The organism is Kribbella sp. NPDC048837, from assembly GCF_055586945.1.
In genome coordinates, this window is the sequence record NZ_JBVJHF010000010.1 from 315,328 (window position 1) to 332,439 (window position 17,112).

General features: G+C 66.3%; 12 protein-coding genes and 1 pseudogene. 6 read left to right on the forward strand and 7 right to left on the reverse strand.

The window, feature by feature from the left end; all coding sequences use genetic code 11:
- The first annotated feature begins 69 nt into the window (after positions 1-69).
- From ACZ6O0_RS38705 to ACZ6O0_RS38730, 6 genes are all read left to right on the forward strand, one after another.
- Positions 70-612 carry a TetR/AcrR family transcriptional regulator gene (locus tag ACZ6O0_RS38705; protein WP_465770046.1) on the forward strand — a complete coding sequence of 181 codons (543 nt, stop codon included), beginning with the start codon at positions 70-72 and terminating at the stop codon, positions 610-612.
- Positions 613-1,486: 874 nt separating this feature from the next.
- Positions 1,487-2,683, forward strand: a complete 1,197-nt coding sequence (locus ACZ6O0_RS38710) for a tyrosine-type recombinase/integrase (RefSeq protein ID WP_465770047.1) — start codon at positions 1,487-1,489, stop codon at positions 2,681-2,683.
- Positions 2,684-2,888: 205 nt separating this feature from the next.
- Positions 2,889-4,496: a hypothetical protein gene (locus ACZ6O0_RS38715; RefSeq protein ID WP_465770048.1), complete on the forward strand. Its 1,608-nt coding sequence runs from the start codon at positions 2,889-2,891 to the stop codon at positions 4,494-4,496.
- A complete protein-coding gene (locus tag ACZ6O0_RS38720) occupies positions 4,469-5,197 on the forward strand; it encodes a site-specific integrase (protein ID WP_465770049.1) in 729 nt (242 codons plus the stop codon). Before ACZ6O0_RS38715 ends, ACZ6O0_RS38720 begins: the two co-directional genes overlap by 28 nt.
- A gap of 253 nt (positions 5,198-5,450) precedes the next feature.
- Positions 5,451-7,259 carry an ATP-binding cassette domain-containing protein gene (locus ACZ6O0_RS38725; RefSeq protein WP_465770050.1) on the forward strand — a complete coding sequence of 603 codons (1,809 nt, stop codon included), beginning with the start codon at positions 5,451-5,453 and terminating at the stop codon, positions 7,257-7,259.
- Positions 7,252-9,081: an ABC transporter ATP-binding protein gene (locus tag ACZ6O0_RS38730; protein ID WP_465770051.1), complete on the forward strand. Its 1,830-nt coding sequence runs from the start codon at positions 7,252-7,254 to the stop codon at positions 9,079-9,081. The genes ACZ6O0_RS38725 and ACZ6O0_RS38730 overlap by 8 nt, the downstream gene beginning before the upstream one ends.
- Before the next feature lie 346 nt (positions 9,082-9,427).
- On the opposite strand, the gene ACZ6O0_RS38735 is transcribed toward ACZ6O0_RS38730, so the two are convergent.
- The 7 genes and pseudogenes from ACZ6O0_RS38735 to ACZ6O0_RS38765 form a co-directional block, all read right to left on the reverse strand.
- A complete protein-coding gene (locus ACZ6O0_RS38735; protein ID WP_465770052.1) occupies positions 9,428-10,333 on the reverse strand; it encodes a formylglycine-generating enzyme family protein in 906 nt (301 codons plus the stop codon).
- Between the two features lie 114 nt (positions 10,334-10,447).
- On the reverse strand, positions 10,448-11,962 hold the full coding sequence (locus tag ACZ6O0_RS38740) for an arylsulfatase (protein WP_465770053.1): 1,515 nt from the start codon (positions 11,960-11,962) through the stop codon (positions 10,448-10,450).
- Positions 11,963-12,362: 400 nt separating this feature from the next.
- Positions 12,363-12,923 (reverse strand): cation:proton antiporter domain-containing protein, encoded by a 561-nt coding sequence (locus ACZ6O0_RS38745; protein WP_465770100.1) that lies wholly within the window; start codon positions 12,921-12,923, stop codon positions 12,363-12,365.
- Positions 12,857-13,345: pseudogene (locus ACZ6O0_RS38750) on the reverse strand (cation:proton antiporter domain-containing protein); the annotation flags it as partial. The pseudogene ACZ6O0_RS38750 and the gene ACZ6O0_RS38745, both read right to left, overlap by 67 nt.
- Before the next feature lie 34 nt (positions 13,346-13,379).
- Positions 13,380-13,559, reverse strand: a complete 180-nt coding sequence (locus ACZ6O0_RS38755; RefSeq protein WP_465770054.1) for a hypothetical protein — start codon at positions 13,557-13,559, stop codon at positions 13,380-13,382.
- A 204-nt stretch (positions 13,560-13,763) separates the two neighbouring features.
- Positions 13,764-16,058, reverse strand: a complete 2,295-nt coding sequence (locus ACZ6O0_RS38760; protein WP_465770055.1) for an arylsulfatase — start codon at positions 16,056-16,058, stop codon at positions 13,764-13,766.
- 349 nt (positions 16,059-16,407) lie between these two features.
- Positions 16,408-17,079: a DedA family protein gene (locus ACZ6O0_RS38765; RefSeq protein WP_465770056.1), complete on the reverse strand. Its 672-nt coding sequence runs from the start codon at positions 17,077-17,079 to the stop codon at positions 16,408-16,410.
- Between the last annotated feature and the right edge of the window lie 33 nt (positions 17,080-17,112).

Sequence of the window (17,112 nt, forward strand, 5' to 3'; positions counted from 1 at the left end):
TCTAAGCTATGTGGAGAGTTCTCCATTTACCGTAGTGGAGAGCTCTCCACTTAGCAAGGTGAGGTTCCAGTGGTTCGTTCGGACGCCCGCGAGAACCGGGCCCGCATCCTCGCGGCTGCGCGCGAGGTCTTCGCCGAGGACGGCGCGACCTCCATGAACCAGGTCGCTCAGCGCGCGAGCGTCGGCGCAGGCACGCTGTATCGCAACTTCCCCACCCGAGAGGCGCTGGTTCTCGCCGTCTACCAGGAAGAGGTCGAGCGGATCACCGGCGCCGTGCCCGGGTTGCTGGCCGAGCTGCCGCCACTTGAAGCGCTTCGGCACTGGACGACCGACCTCGTCGAAGCGATGCGCAGAAAGCACGGCCTCGGTGATGCCCTCAGCCCCACCGCACATCAGGCGATCACCGAGCAGACCTACGGGCCTGTTGTCGCAGCGATCACCGAACTCCTTGACGCAGGCAAGAAGGACGGCTGTATCCGAACGGATGCCGACGCCGGCGACTTCCTCCAGCTCACCGGCGCACTCTGGCGCACTCCATCCGGTCCTGAAGACCGGTCACCCCGCATGCTCGCCCTCATCCTCGACGCGCTCCGCCCACAACCCCACCAGTAGAGATCGGCATGTCCGCCGACTCAGCTGATCGCTAGACAGGTTCAGTGAAGGCAACCGTCGTATTTAGGCTCGTATCGCTCATGCCCGCGTGAGCACAGAACGCTACGACCAGCGTGCCAGTCGCGAACACCTCAGAGCAGCACTCCGTTCGTACGACGTGAGCGTTGACCCGGTGATTCAGGCATCGCCGGCCATCGTGCAGGCCCGCCTGCTTCGCGCCCGCGGGGAAGTCGACCAGGCGATTGCTCTCCTCGAGACGATCGGCCCTCGATCCCAAGGCAAGGCGGACTGGCCGGCCGAGCTGCTCCTGCTCGAACTGGCGATGCTGAAGGTCGTGCAAGGCGAACCCGAGGTCGCGGTACGCATGATCGACCAGCCCAGTGACCGGGATGAGGCCACCAGGTCGCTGATTCTCGGGTACGCACAGTGGAACTGGAAGACTGGATCGGCGTCGAGAAGTCGATGTCGGCGATCCAGGACCACAGCTCGGAGTCGCCTACGAGCTGCACCGGCGACAGCCAGGACGGGCGAGGGTCGCGCTCAACCGCTCCCGGCCGTTCCGTGAGGCTCCTATGGCCGTCCGGCGATTCCTGAAAGCCGACAATACGTCCCATGGGAACGCATTGATCGGATCCGTTGTCGACTCCGATCCCAAGGCCATCACCCAGCGAAGCGTGAAGGCGGGAGGTAGCACCAACGAGGTGCACCTCGAACCCCATCTCCAGCCACTCACAGCGAGGGAGCTGGAAGTGCTCGGGTCACCTGTCCGAGTTGCTGACCACCGAGGAGATCACGACGGCGATGTTCATCCGAGTTGACTGCACCAAGTCTCTATCCTCGGGCGAGTCGCCTGGTGACGAGGAGGTCTTGGTTCGTGGACGAGCTCCGACAAGATTTGCTGCACGGCCGGATCGATGTGCCGCGGGTTGGCGAGGTCCTCGCGGTCCAGGGACGGTTCCCGCCGTTCGTCGTGGTTGATGCCGACGGCGCCGAGGTTGCGGCAGCGGTTCAGTATCTGCGGGATCTGGCGCTTGGTGATGTGAGTCCGTTGACGTGCCGCAGCTACGGATTCGATCTGCTGCGTTGGTTCCGGCTGTTGTGGCTTCTGGGGGTGGACTGGGATCGGGCGACCTCGTCGGAGGTTGCGGTGCTGGTCGGCTGGATGAAATCGGCGCGGAACCCGCAGCGAACGCGGCGGGTGGGGCTGGCTGCGGCGGGGATGGTGAATCCGAGGACTGGTAAGCGAGCGCTGGCGGCGGGTTATGCGCCGCGGACGATCAACCACGCACTGACGGTGGTCTATCGGTTTTACGAGTTCCATGCCCACCACAGCGCGGGCCCTGTGCTCAATCCGGTACCGGTGTCGCGTGAGCAGCGAGCGACACTGTCTCACCGCAGTCCGCTTGAGCCGTTGCCCGCGGTGCGGCGGTCTCGGCTGCGTCAGCGGGTGCCGAAGCAGTTGCCACGGGCAATGTCAGATCGGCTGTGGGAAGGGTTGTTCGCGGCGATGGGGTGCGATCGAGACCGCGCGCTGCTGTCGATGTATGTGTCCAGCGGCGCTCGTGCATCGGAGCTGCTCGGGATCGGATTGGCCGATGTCGATTGGGGTCGGCAGCTCATCCATGTGGTGTCGAAGGGCACCAGGCTGAGGCAGGCGGTGCCTGTCTCACCGGAGAGCATGCGGTACCTCGCGCTCTACCTGGCTGAGGCCGACGTGCCGGGCGAGGGAGAGCCGTTATGGCGGACTCGGCGGGGCGAGCCACGGCAACTGTCGTACTGGGCGATGCGGCGCACCCTGCAACGGGCGAACGAGCGGCTGGGGACGGACTGGACGCTGCACGATCTGCGACACACGGCCGCGACCAGGCTGGCGAACGACCCGGGTCTGACGCTGACTGAGGTGCGCGCGATCTTGCGCCATGCCGACATCAACACCACCGGGATCTACACCGCGGTCCGGGTCGAGGACCTGTTCGACAAGCTGCAGGAGCACTACATCAGGCCACGGCCATCGCGCCGCCTACCCGCCGGCTACGACCCCGACGACGTGAAGGTTGTGTTCGGTGGCTAGGCCGGACGGTCGCGCCGACCAAGGCCAGGCCACGCGGACCGTCGGTCACCTGATGGAGGCCTTAGCCGATCAGCGGGTTGTCCGGGAACTGGATCCGCGGATCGTGCGATCCGGCCTCCGCCCCGCGCCGGCCGCTCGTCCCTCGGCGAGACCAGGTCGGTTCGGAGATCTGTCCGCCGCGTCAATTGAGGATGCGACCGACGCGGTGACCCGCGCGTGGGGCGGCGGCAAGGCGGCCGGACCGCCGCGGCGCGGCGCCAGGGCGGTGCTAAGTCATCTTGCCGGGTTCCCCGGCCAGACCTGGCAGGAGCGGTGGGAAGCCAGCGGACTCAACGCACTCGGTCGACGCGTCGGCGACATCGCCGGTCCACCGATCGGTCGGGCCGGTCGACGGGAGGTGATGACCGCTGGGCTGCGCGCGCTGCTCTGCGTCAGGGCCTTCCGACCCGCGCTCGCAGCGCTGCGATCGAACCGGATCCTGCGCCTGGCGGAGACATTCAGACTGGTCGAGGGCGACGAGCTACTCGACCGGTTCTTCGAGGAGGTGGCGAGCTCTGGGCGCAGTGCAACGGTCCGGACAGCCGCGGTTCTCGATGTCACCTACGCCTTGCTGAGCCAGGGCATCGGGCTTCGGGACCTGACACCGGAGGCGTTGCTGCATTACGCGATCGAGTCCGCACGGCTGCGTGTGACCCCGAGAGCGGTCGGTAACGCGAACCGGCTTGCTGGCGGCGCAGCATGGGACGCGCTGCACCGCATGGGCCACTTCGGGCCGGGCGCTCCGCACGCGCTCAAGGTCTGCCTCAACAGTGGACAACGGTCAGCGGCCGAGCTGGTCGACCGCCACGATGTCAGCAATGCCGACGTCCGCGAGGTGTTGATCGAGTACCTGGAGCGCCGGCGGCCGGAGTGCGACTACAGCACGTGGGCCGGGCTGTCGCTGCGTTTGGTCGGCCAGTTCTGGAAGCAGATCGAGCTGATCGATCCGCATCAGAAGGGCCTGCGCCTGCCGAGAAGCACCTACGAGCAGTGGGCGGCCGGACTGAGGGTCCGCGCCGACGGTCGCGCCCGGCTCCGACCGGAATCGATCGTGGCGACGGTCCGCAGCTTCTACCTGGATCTGCAGAGCTGGGCGATCGAGGAGCCAGACCGGTGGGCGCGGTGGGCGGCTCCATGCCCGGTCCCACCAGGTGCTGGCCGCAGCAGTCGCGCCAGTCAGCGACGGGTGACGGAGCGGATCGCGGATCGCATCAGACAGCGGCAGCCGTGGCTTCCCACCCTCGTTGAGCACGTCGAACGCCAGCACGCCAGGCTGCGCGAGTTCCTTGGCACGGCCGGCGAGATACCGGCCGGTGCCGAGTTCACCTACGCCGGCCGACTCTATCAGCGCACCGATACCGAGCACGACCGGCAGATGGTGACCCGCGGACAGACCCACATCCGCGTAAGGGACATGGTCTCCGGCGAGCTGACGAACCTGACGCTTGCCGAGGACGCCGCGTTCTGGACCTCGGCCTGCGTCGAAACCCTGCGGCACACCGGACTTCGGATTGAGGAGCTCCTTGAGCTCAGTCAGCTGAGCATCCGCCAATACGAACGGCCAAACGGCGAGCTCATCGGTCTGCTGGTCGTCGCTCCCTCGAAGACCGACCGGGAGCGGGTGATTCCGATGTCGGCGGAGCTACTCCACACGATCGCCGCAGTCATCCGGCGGACACCGCCACCGGACAGTCGATCCGGGTCGTACGGCGCTGGGACCCGCACGAGCGGGTCTGGTCCGCCCCGATGCCGTTCCTGTTCCAGCGGCCTCTGATCAGCGCCGGAGCCATGAGCTTTCAGAGCGTACGGGAGGCGATCACCCGTCAGTGCGAGCAGATCGCCGCGACGAACACGGCGTTCACCGGTGTGAGGTTCACCCCGCACGACTTCCGGCGTCTGTTCGCGACTGAGCTGGTCAACAACGGCTTGCCGATCCATATCGGCGCCAAGCTCCTCGGGCACCTCGACCTGGCCACGACCCAGGGCTACGTCGCGGTGTTCGAGGAGGACACCGTGCGGCACTACCAGGATTTTCTCGCCCGCCGCCGTGCCCTGCGCCCGGCTGACGAATACGGCCCAGTCGACGCCGAGCAATGGTCGGAGTTCGAAGAGCACTTCGACAAACGCAAGGTCGAACTCGGCAACTGCGACCGACCCTACGGCAGCCCGTGCCAGCATGAGCATGCCTGCATCCGCTGCCCGATGCTCCGCATCAACCCCGCAATGCTGCCGAGACTGGCCGAGCTCGAGACGGACCTCCAGGCACGCCGAGGCCGAGCATCAGCCGAGGGCTGGCTCGGAGAGATCGAGGGCATCGACCTCACCCTGCGGCTACTCCGCGAGAAGCAGGCCACCGCCGAACGCATTAGTGCAAACAGCGCCACGAGCGGTGTGGTCGACCTCGGCATGCCCGGCATCGCTGCAAGCACCGCGCCGATGGGATCGTCGAGTCTGCCATCCACCCTCGCGACCTAGCGCTCAGTATCGCGTTCAAACTTGGCCGAGATTCAGCCCCATAGGGTCACTCGTTTAGGGCTACACCGTGATGCGCGTCACCCGCCGCTACGGCCACTTCGCAGAGATGACCTCGAGCGCACCGTCGCCGCGTGGCTGGACCAGGCGCCTCTGTGCTTCGCCGGAGGGTTTGACACGGCGGGAAGGACCTGTCACCTTGCTGCGGTGCGGGAAGGGTAACTATTCAGGGCATTGGCTGTTCCGTTCGCCGCGGGTGCTCGCGGTCGTCGAGCTGGCTCGGGCGTTTCCAGGCTGGACTGTCTTGCTGGTCGGGTGCGTTGTCCTGACCGCCATCTGGCCGGCGATGTTCGCGGCGTTGGTCGCGCACCTGATAGCAATCCTTCCGGCTGCGGCCAGTACGGGGCCGGACTCAGCTGCAGGAGCCGACGTCGTTTCGGTGCTGGCCGGGATCGCGTTTGTGCTGGCAGCGCAGGAGGTGACGCGTGCCGCCTATGAGGTGGCGCGTTGGGCCCTGTATCGGCGGTACGAGGAACACTTGATCGGTCGGGTGATCCGAGCCGCACTGGGCGCGAGCACCTTGGATGTCTTCGAGCGGCCGGACCTGGCTGCGAAGACCGACCGTGCCGTGCGCGTCGCGGGTCTCGAGCCCGGGGATCTGGTCGATGGCTTGAGTATGAAGTTGTCCCTGCAGGCTCAGGGTGTCGCGGCGGCCGTGTTGGTGGCCACCGTCTCCTTCCCGGCCGCCGCAATCCTGGTCCTGGTCTGGGTCCTGGTCGGCAACAGGCTGCACGCGAACATGCGCCGCGCCGATCAGTTCACATGGGAAGACGCCGTACATGCCGCGAGCTACACGCACCGGATCGGATTGCGCCCGGAGTGGGCGAAGGAGGTCCGCATCTTCGGTCTCGTCGGCTGGTTGGCGGATCGCTATGGTCGCCAGACGGTTCGCATACTCGCGGAGCTGGCCAGTGCCCGTAAGGTCGGACAGCGCCCGCTGGCCATCCTTCTCGCTGTGGTTGTTGTGGCCAATGCCGCCGTCGTTGCGCTGGCCGTACGGGCGGCTCTGAGTGGAGACCTCGGCGTCGGCGCTGTCGTCTTGCTGCTTCAGGGCTTGCTAGGCATGAGCCTTCTTGCCGATCAGACCGGTGACGATCTGATCGAGTACGGCGCTAGTCGTGTCCCCGTTGTACTCGAGATGGAACACCTCGTTGCCCACCACTCGTCCACCACACCGACTGGCACCGCCGGTGCGTCAGGACGTCCGGCAGAGTCGATCGTGTTCGAGGATGTGACCTTCGGGTATCCCGGGGCAGGCAAGGTGATCTTCGATCGGTTGAACCTCGAGATCCGGGCGGGAACGTCACTCGGCATCGTCGGCCTGAACGGGGCCGGCAAGACAACGCTGATCAAGCTACTCACCGGGCTCGAAGTTCCCCAGAGTGGCCGGATCCTCGTCGACGGAGCCGATCTTCGCGAGATCGATCAGGAATCGTGGCGGAAGACCGTGGCGGCGATCTTCCAGGACTTCGTGCACTACGAGATGTCCGCGCGGGACAACATCGGTCTCGGAGCAGTTGAGCAGTTGGCACAGCCAGGTATCGACCGGGAAATCGAGCGCGCTGCCGGCCGAGCCGGCGCAGACGCCATCCTGAGTGGGCTTACGCGTCGTCTTGACACGACGCTCTCCTCCCGATTGGAGGGTGGCGTCGACCTGTCTGGTGGACAGTGGCAGCGGGTGGCCCTCGCCAGATCACTCATGGCTGTTCAAGGCGGCGCGCGCGTTCTGGTTCTCGACGAACCAACCGCACAGCTTGACGTGCGCGCCGAGGCAGACATCTACAACAAGTTCCTCGATCTCACGGCCGGCTTGACCAGCGTCGTGATCAGCCACCGGTTCTCCACAATCCGTCGCTCCAGCCGGATCATCGTGCTCGACGGTGGACAAGTCATCGAAGACGGCAGCCATGAACAGCTGCTCGTGGCCGAGGGGGTCTACGCCCGCATGTTCCGCAAGCAGGCGATGCGGTTCAGCTCCGACGCCGAGGAGGACATCGATGGCTGAGAACACCGGCAGCACCAGCCGCAGTACTAGCCGCCTGCGCGTCATCACGACGTTGCTGCACCTGGCCTGGCAGGCAGATCGCGTAGCGGCGGTGCTCGCGTTCGTATTGACCGGACTGCAGGCGATCACCCAGGCGTTCTACGGTCTGTGGCTGATGTTCATCGTTGATGGCATCCGCACTGGCAGTTCAGTCCGCCTGGTGGTCGGTGTTGTCGGAGGGGTCACCTCGATTGCAGCCACTGTCAGCCTCGCGTATGGCGGACAACGCGCCCAGTCTCGGCTCCGCGATCGCACCCGGTACATGATGAACGCGCAGATTCTCAACCTGGTCAGCGCGGCACCAACCCTCGAATTGCACGAGAGCCCACAGCATTTGAATCAGCTATATGCGTTCCAACGAGAGGGACATCAGCTGAGTCAGGTCCTGCCGAGGATGGTCGAGCTCTGCGGCGTCACCGCGCAGATCATCACGACCGCGGTCCTCATGGTTCTTGTCAATCCTCTCCTCCTTGCGCTGCCGTTGTTCGCGGTGCCGTCGCTGCTCGTCAGCTTCAAGACAAGCCGAATCATCCGCGATAGTGGCCAGCGCGCGGCCGAACCGGCCCGACTTGCTGAGCATCTCGTGGAGGTGACGGCCACCCCGGGCGGCGCGAAGGAGGTCCGCCTCTTCAGGTTGCAGGCGGAGATGCGGTCCAGGTTTCAGCAGGCGCACCGGCAGATCCGACGCTTCAACGGACGAGCCCAGATGCAGGCCGCCGCCTGGAGTCTTGCCGGACGACTGGTGTTCATCGCCGGATACGTCGCTTCGATCGCAATTGTTGTCCGGCAAGTCACCATCGGCGAGGCAACCATCGGCGAGGCCGCATTGATCGCGGTCCTCGCCGGTCAAGTGCTCGGCCTGGTCAGCGGTTCCAGTGAGGTCCTACAGCTCACGATCCGCAGCCTGGTCGCGGCCGACCGTTTCGTCAGCCTGCAGGACCTCTTCGGCCGCGCGGTTCAACGCGGCCGCAGCGTGCGTCCTGTTCCCGAGCGGCTCAGTCACGGTATCTCGCTGCGCAACGTTTCCTACCAGTACGACGGCGCAGCGCAGCCTGCCCTTGAAAAGATCCACTTGGACCTGCCCGCCGGCTCGACGGTCGCCGTCGTTGGCGAGAACGGCGCCGGCAAGTCGACCCTGGTCAAACTCCTGGCCGGCCTCTACCGCCCGACCAGCGGCACCATCACCGTTGACGGGGAAGATCTAGCCTCGGTCGACCTCACCCGGTGGCAGGACAGGGTTTCTGCCGCGTTCCAAGATCACGCCCGGTTCGAACTCCTGGTACGCGAAACCGTGGCGCTCGGAGACGTCGAAACATTGTCCGACGAAGCCGCTGTCGATCTAAAAGTACTTGGCGCGCTCGAGCGCGCCGCCGCCACCGACGTTCTGTCCGCTCTGCCGCGCGGGCTGGATACGCAGCTCGGCGCAAGCTGGCCGGCCGGAGTCGACCTGTCCGGAGGGCAGTGGCAGAAGCTCGCGATCTCCAGAGCAATGATGCGTCCCGCTCCTGCCTTACTCCTACTAGACGAACCCTCAGCAGCATTGGACCCTGAAACTGAGCATCGACTGTTCGAGGCCTGGACAGAGGTCGCGCATGATCTGCGGCAGCGCGTCGGCTCCATCACCGTCCTCGTCTCGCACAGATTCTCCACGGTGCGCATGGCGGACAGCATCATCGTGCTACAGCACGGAACGATCGCAGAACACGGCTCACACGAAGAACTGGTCCACAAGAACGGCCTGTACGCCGAGCTGTTCGATCTCCAAGCCTCTGGCTACCGATGACACAGTCACAGACAGCAGTAGAAGAAGGATCAGTATTCGGCCGTAGATCGACCCTGCTCAGATGGGTGCGTCACCATCCGCGCCGCCGGCGCAGAACCGTGTTGCGCCTGACGTTTGACTCCGACTGACTCCCGACGACCATCACGAGACTTGACTAGTGCAGAGAATCTCGGTGAACACCGTCCGATCGCACGTCCGCAGCATCCTTCGGAAACTCGCGGTCTCACGCCGGAACGAGTTCATGCGACGCGCCCGACATCTCAGCCTGATCCCCGGCTGACGTCTGGAGAACCCGTCAGCGGCCTGCGGGAAGGTTCCGTCTGCGTCGAATCCAACGGCTGCCCGGCTAGCCGCGGATGATGCAGCGGAATCCGAGGTGGGACGTTGCGGTGTCGATCGCCTGCGGCATCCGTGCCGCCGGGCGGTAACGGCGGCAGTAGTTGGGCGCGCACAGGTGCGAGCCGCCCTTCATCACCTTCCGCGGGATGCGGATGCCGGGCAGTTGCGAGTCGTAGCTCCGCTCCCGATCGCCACCGCGAGGGCTCTCGACCGTGCAGCAGGCATGCGAGGTCTCGGCGTGTGCCTGGTACCAGTCGGTGGTCCACTCCCAGACGTTGCCGATCATGTCCGCCAGGCCGTAGCCGTTGCGTGGGAACGACCCGACCGGCGCGGTGCCCACATAGCCGTCCTGCTTGAGGTTCTGGATCGGGAACTGGCCCTGCCAGGTGTTCGCCATCCACCTGTCTCCTGGGGTGAACTCGTCGCCCCACGCGAACTCGGCGCCCTCGAGGCCACCGCGGGCGGCGAACTCCCACTCGGCCTCGGTCGGCAGCTCCTTGCCCGCCCATTCTGTGTACGCGACGACGTCGTCCCAGGCAACGTGCACCACGGGATGGTCCGGTCGCTTCTTGATGGAGGTGCCCGGCCCCTGGGGATGGCGCCAGCTCGCGCCGGGCACATAGAACCACCAGTTGTAGTGATTGCGCAGGTCCACGGGGTGGTCGGGGGACTGGAAGACCGTGGACGCCGGTACGAGCATCTCGGCTTTGGCGTTGGGATAGTCGCTGGGTTCCGCGGCACGCTCGGCCAGCGTCACGTAGCCGGTCTTGGCGACGAAGCGTCCGAACTGGCGGTAGGTGACGGTGTGACGGTCCATCCAGAAGCCGTCGACCGTCACTCGGTGCGCGGGCGCCTCTTCGGGATAGTGGTGATCGGAACCCATCAGAAACGTCCCGCCGGGGATCCAGACCAAATCAGCACCTGCCCGGCTGTCCGCTCCGCGCGGCGGGACTGCAGAAACCGTCTGCCCTGGGGCGTCGATCTCGCGCGCCACGTTCACCTGCCCCTCGTGACTCGGATGCCTCTCCTAGTTTCCCTGGCGTTGCGCGGCGGACTGCATCACCGCTTCGACCATGCCTTGAGGATTGAAATCAGGTGGCGCCTGCCGGGGCGGGAACTCCAGGAACGTGTTCGCGTGCTGCTGGATGAGGGCACCCGCGGGCAGCACAGTCCACAGCTTCTCGCCGGCATAGAGCGGGTAGGCCGGCGCGTCCATGTGTTGCTCGAAGGGGTCCACCCTCAAGTTCACCGGTCGCGGGATCGTCGGCCTGAGCAACGCGCCGGCGAACCAATCGTCCTTGACCTGGAAATGGACCTTCCAGTTGTTGTACCGGAGCGCGAACAGGTCGTGCTCGCCGTAGTAGAAGAACTCATGGCGAGGCGACTCGTCGGTCTCGCCGGTCAGGTACGGCAGCTGGTTGTAACCGTCGAGGTGGACATGGAAGGTCTTGTCGCCGGCCTGGTAGCCCTCCAGCAACCGCTCCTTGACGTCCGGAACACCTGCGGCCGCCATCACGGTCGGCACAATGTCCTCGAGTGACACGATTCCGTTGAGTACCTGGCCAGGCGGGATCCTGCCGGGCCAGCGCAGCACCAACGGTGCCCGGAAGCCACCCTCCCAGCCCAGGCCCTTCTCACCCCGGAACGGCGAGGTGCCGCCGTCGGGCCAGGTGAACTTCTCGGCACCGTTGTCGGTGGCGAACACTACGATGGTGTTGTCGGCGATGCCCAACGCGTCCAGCTTGCCGAGCAGCTCGCCGACCACCCAGTCCAGCTCCTGCATGCCGTCGGCGTACACGCCAAGCCCGGTCTTGTCCCGCCACCGATCCGACAGGTGTGTCCACACGTGCATACGCGTCGTGTTGTGCCACAACAAGAACGGCTTCCCAGCCTGGTCGGCACGCTCCATCACGTCGAACGACCGGGCCAGCAGGTCGTCCTCGATCGTCTCCATCCGTTTGCGCGTCAGCGGACCCGTGTCGACGATGCTCTGTTTGCCGACGCGCCCGAACCGCTCGTCCTCGGACGGATCGTCCACGTCAGTGGCTCGGCAGTCGAGCACCCCGCGCGGGAAGAAGTAGCGCTGGACGAGCGGGTTGTCCTTGGGGTAGTCGGGCTGCTCAGGCTCTTCCTCGGCGTTCAGGTGATAAAGGTTTCCGAAGAACTCGTCGAAACCGTGCACGGTCGGGAGGAACTCGTTGCGGTCGCCCAAGTGGTTCTTGCCAACCTGGGCAGTCAGGTAGCCCTGCGGTTTGAGCAACTCCGCCAGCGTCGGGTCCTCGGGCTGGATGCCCTTCTCCGCGCCCGGCATACCCACCGTCGTCAGGCCGGTCCGCATCGGCAGCTGCCCGGTGATGAACGCCGCCCGCCCCGCCGTGCAGCTGGCCTGCGCGTAGTTGTCGGTCAGCATGACACCCTCGGCGGCGATCCTGTCGATGTTCGGCGTCCGGGTCCCCATGATCCCGCGGTGGTAGCAACCCACATCGAACCAGCCAATATCGTCGGCCAGAATCAGCAGGACATTCGGTTTCTCGGTTGCCATCAGTTGCCCCCTCAGGCCCTCGTCTGCCGTTGACCATCGACCTCACACCGCGTGCCCGGCACGCTCGGTGACCGGTCCGGCAGAGGTGACCCGCCGGACCACGCTGTGCTCTGCCCTGCTGAGGCGGGCATCACCCACCCGGGATGAACGCGCCGCCAACCAGCGAAGCCTTCGTGGCCGGTCCAAGTCCGGCGTGGCGGGCGCCAGAGCGACCGACTCTGCTCAGTCGACGGACCGGTGCAGACCTCGCACGCGCTCAGCAGTTCAGCGTGGGAAACACTGCGGAACAAGGGGGCGCTGATTCGAGTCGACTGGAGTCAAGATCGGCCGAACTGGTGTTGCCTGGTTACGCCGGGAGAGGCGTATGTAGGCGTGGTGCGGTTTCCTAAGCTGCGCGTCTTCATCCGGACAGCGTGACATCGCGGGCGGTTGGCGGTGCTGCGTACCTTCTCGCGAGTGGCCCGGCACTGAAGCCATGCACGACGACGCTGAGTACGACGGTGAGTCCGATGACCGCGACGACGTCGTTGCCTGCGTCGTGTAGATCTTCCAGGGCGAGCAGCGCGAAGATGACGGAGGCGAGCCCGCGGGGGCCGAACCACCCGATGATTGCGACGCTGAATCGGTCGAAGCCGGCGCCGAGGAGTGCCAGCGCCACTGGCAGCATCCGCACGATGGTGAGGCTCAGACCGGCGTAGACCAGCACGCTCCAGCTCAGGCGATCGCCGATCACGGGCACCGCCAGCGCGCCGAAGACGAGCCAGCTGATCATTGAGGCCAACGCGCCGGACTGGTCGACGAAGTAGACCTCTTTCTCGCCGCCGCGTCCCGCGAATCCGCCGAAGACGAGGCCGCCGACGAAGGCGGGACGAAACCGTTGCCATCCACCGCCACCGCTGCGGTGTAGGCAAGCAGGGCAAGGGCCAGGACGGCGGGGCCGGAGAGTTCCTCGGACAGCCAGCCTCGCCGCCGGGCGAGCCGGGTGGCGGTGCCGCCGAGCCCGCCGGCCGCGGCCCCGGCCAGCGCACACACCAGTAGCGCGAGGCCTGCTCGGCCGGGGCTGTCGAGCCCCGCGATTCCTTCGTTCGCGGCGACGCCGGCTATGGCCACGAGCACGATCGGCGTGGCGATGCCGTCGTTGAGTCCGCTTTCGACGTTGAGTGCGCGGCGCACCTTGTCGGGTACTCGGGGGTTCGACATCACGGTGGCCCCGAGCGCGGCGTCCGTGGGCGCGAGCGCGGCACCGAGCAGCAGCGCTGCCCACAGGTCGAAATCCAGTACTAGAACCGCGGCAGCGGTTCCCAGCGCAATGGTCAACGGGAGCCCCACTCCGAGCAATCGCCCATAGATGCCCAGATCTCGCCGGAACTGCCTGAGCTGCACGCGCGATGCGTCGGCAACAGCACCCAGACCAGCGTCACCTCGGCGATGACTTCACCAGCTCAGGTTCGGCCTCGAGTTCCAGGTCTCCCAACACTTCGGCGAACACGAAGCCGGCGACGACGAACACCATCGGAGCGGTCAGCCCTGCTCGTTCCAGCCGTCTGGCGAGGAGGCACCAGCCGAACATCGTGGCAAGGACCGCTGTCAGCGTCACGACTCCCATCGGACATCTCTCCGATCACTACTCAACCAATCCGTGGATCCAGATCCACGTCGCTCCTCATCCGGTGAGGCCGCGCCCGTGGGCGGCCAGCACATCGGCACTTCTCAACGCTGGCGAGCGCTGCCGCGATCCGCGTGGCCGCGCCGTCCGGGCCGCCGGGGGTGCGTGGCTTGGGTGGGTTGGATGGTCGGGGGACTAGTGAGGGTCGGCGTCGATCGTGACGGTTTTGAGGGTGCCGGTGAATCGGAATGGTGGTTTGTAGGCCGGCGAGATGGGTGTGCCCCAGTCCTCACCGACGTCGAAGGTGTCGTCGGTGGAGAAATAGACCGGGACCGTCTTGTCGATCCGGCCGTTGCCGACGGCCTGGCCGTCGAGGCGTAGCGTGCCGGTGCCGCCCTTGCCCGGGCCGCCGCCGTCGTAGGCGAAGTCGAAGCGGATGGTTGACGGTCCCTTGGGCAACACCTGCGACGACGTGATCGTGTAGTGCTCCTTCCCGAGCCAGTTGTATTGGAAGGTCGCTATGCCTTCCAGCACGTAGAAGGCGAATCCACCGGTCTCGCCGCCCAGGGTGACGAGCATGCCCTCGGCGTCGCCGTCGGGGTTGTCCACGTCGGCGATGACCGAGAAGGACCGGTTCTTGATGTCGATCACCCCGTCCTCGGGGAGCCGGATCGTGCCGGCGCTGTAGCTGGCCCGGTTGCCGGACACGAGCCGCGGCCGCTTGGCGGTCAGTAGGTCGAAGGCGTTGTTGACCATCGGGTAGACGTTGTAGGTGCGCGCCTCGTGGTCGAAGAGCGCCTGGAGTTCCGCGAGCCGGTCGGGGTGCTGTACTGCCAGGTTGGTGGCGTGGCCGAAGTCGTTGCGCAGGTCGTAGAGCTCCCACGCGTCCTCGTCGAACGGCACTACCTGCTTGGCGGCGGCTGTCACGCCGTCGAGTCCGTGGCGGGTGCCGGCCCACCAGCCGTCCTGGTAGATGGCGCGGCTGCCGGTCAGTTCGAAGTACTGCGTCGTGTGCCGGTCCGGCGCGGTCGCGTCGTCGAAGGTGTAGGCCATGCTCACACCGTGCATCGGCATCTGATCGATGCCGTTCACCTGCGTCGGCTCCGGCACGCCCACGAGTTCGAGGATGGTCGGCGTGACGTCGATGAGGTGATGGAACTGCCGCCGGAAGCCGCCTCGGTCGGTGATGCGCGCCGGCCAGGACATGACCACTGCCGTGCTGCACCCGCCGCCCGACGTCACCATCTTGCCGTAGGTGTACGGCGTCGACGTGGCGTAGGCCCAGGCGGCCGGATAGCAGCCGTGCGAGGTCGGGCCGCCGAACTCGTCCAGGCGCTCCACCAGGTCGTCCAGCGACTCCGTGAGCCCGTTGTAGTAGGTCAGCTTGTTCATCGCGCCGTGCAGGCCGCCCTCGGGCGTCGGGCCGTTGTCGCCGGCGATGAAGATGACCAGGGTGTTGTCGAGTTCGCCCAGCTGCTCGACCGCCTCGACGATTCGGCCGACCTGGTAGTCGGTGTGCTCGACGGCGCCGCAGAAGACTTCCATCCAGCGCGCGCCGACCAAGCGGTCGTTGTCGGTCAACTCATCCCACGACGGCAGCGCCTCGGGCCACGGCGACAGTTCGGTGTCGGCAGACACGATTCCCAGCTCCTTCTGCCGCGCGATGATGCGATCCCGCAGCACGTCGTAGCCGTCGTCGAACTCGCCGCGGTACTTCTCGATCCACTCTTTCGGGACGCCCACCGGCGGCTTATGCCCGTTCGGGGCGTAGTAGGCGATCCACGGCTTGTCGGGCTGGATCGACTTCTGACGCCGGATCCAGCCGATGGTCCGATCGGCCATGTCGGCCTCGAGGTGATAGCCCTCCTCGGGCGTCCTCGGCGGTTCCAACGGCGTGCCGTTCTCCCACAGCGGCGGATGCCACTGGCTCACCCCGGGACCGAAGAACCCATAGAAGTACTCCGCACCCATGCCCATCGGCCACCGATCGAACGGCCCCGCGGCAGTGATCTCGTGCATCGGGGTGAGGTGGGTCTTGCCGACCCACGCCGTGGCGTACCCGTTCAGCCGCAGGATCTCCAGCACCGTCGCGGCGCTGCGCGGAACCGAGGCGTTGTACCCCGGGAACCCGGCCGACGCCTCCGGCACGCAGCCCATCCCCACGGCATGGGAGTTGCGCCCGGTCAGCAACGCGGCACGCGACGCCGCACACACGGGCGTGGTGTGGAAATTGGTGTAGCTCAGGCCGTGCCGCGCCAACCGATCGAACACCGGCGTACGCGCGGGCCCGCCGAACGCGCTCATGTGCCCGAACCCGATGTCGTCACCCATCACCAGCAACACATTCGGGGCGCCCGCCGGCGGCTTCAACGGCACCGGAAAATCGGGCGACGAGTCCCCAAACGCCTCTCGGATCTCACCATGGAACGACGGATCAGGTGGCGGCAGCACCCGCCGGTCAGTCGACGTCGCGTCGGGTACCTCAGCCATCGTCCCTGCCCTCCCATCTCCGCGCGAGATTCAACCCACGCACCCACCCCCAGGTGACTCGGAACCTACGCAAGGCCGGTCCACGCCCACATCACACACAAGGGATGATTCGGCTGAGGCCCATTGATCAGCAGCCGGCCGAGCCAGGACGTCGTCCCCGAGGCGCCTGCGACGAGGCGGATTCGGACCCTTCTCGCGGATCCCGGACCCGTTCATCCACGCATTGCCGTCGTCTTCCCGATCCGCCGCAACCACCGCAACCGCCCCAATCCGGCGAGGGGACGGCGCCCAGCGCCGGCCGGGCGCCGGCGCCCCGCCGCGACACAGGCGACCGGGCGCTAACGTCGACTCATGCCGGTGGGAGGTCGGCGGGTGCTTCGTCGGTTCTGCGGCGTCGGCGAGCGGTCAGGAAGACGGCGCCGATCGCGACAGCGGTGATGAGCCCGGAGATGATCACCGAGGCGAGCGGGAAGCCTGCCAAAGCAGTGCCGACCAGATAGGCGAGGCCACAGGTGTAGACCGACCACAACGTTCCACCGATAGCCGACCACAACAAGAATTTCCGGTACGGGTAGGCCGCCACGCCGAGAGTGGCGTTGACGACGAGCCGCAGTCCCGGAACATAGCGCCCGAGGACCAGCAGCATGGCCGCGCTCGAGCCGATGAAGCCCAGCGCCGCCGCGACCCTCTCGTTCTTCATCGCCGCGTCCATCCGCGGCTGGACTCTGTCCCTGTTGCGACGAGCGATCCAGTACAGCGTCGAGTCACCACGCACAGCTCCAGCCGCGCCCGCCAGCATGACCAGCCCGAGGTCCAGCTCCCCCTGGGCTGCCAGCGTCGACGTGGCATTAAGGGTCGTCTCACCCGGAAACAATGCCAACAGGGCATCACCAACACCAGCAAGAAAATGGTCAAGTACGCCCAGTCCCCCACTGGCCTCGTCGATCGTCGAGAAGCCGTTGCCACCGGCCAGGACCTGCAGCACCACGACAAGCAAGACCGCAGCCAGCACGATCGTCACCACCACGACCGGGTGCCGAAGCCGACGACCCCG

What these genes read in the sequence shown, in the direction of transcription:
- ACZ6O0_RS38720 (WP_465770049.1), top strand. Translation starts at nt 4,469, where the DNA reads ATGCCGTTCCTGTTCCAGCGGCCTCTGATCAGCGCCGGAGCCATGAGC.
- ACZ6O0_RS38760 (WP_465770055.1), bottom strand. Translation starts at nt 16,058, where the DNA reads ATGGCTGAGGTACCCGACGCGACGTCGACTGACCGGCGGGTGCTGCCG.
- ACZ6O0_RS38730 (WP_465770051.1), top strand. Translation starts at nt 7,252, where the DNA reads ATGGCTGAGAACACCGGCAGCACCAGCCGCAGTACTAGCCGCCTGCGC.
- ACZ6O0_RS38740 (WP_465770053.1), bottom strand. Translation starts at nt 11,962, where the DNA reads ATGGCAACCGAGAAACCGAATGTCCTGCTGATTCTGGCCGACGATATT.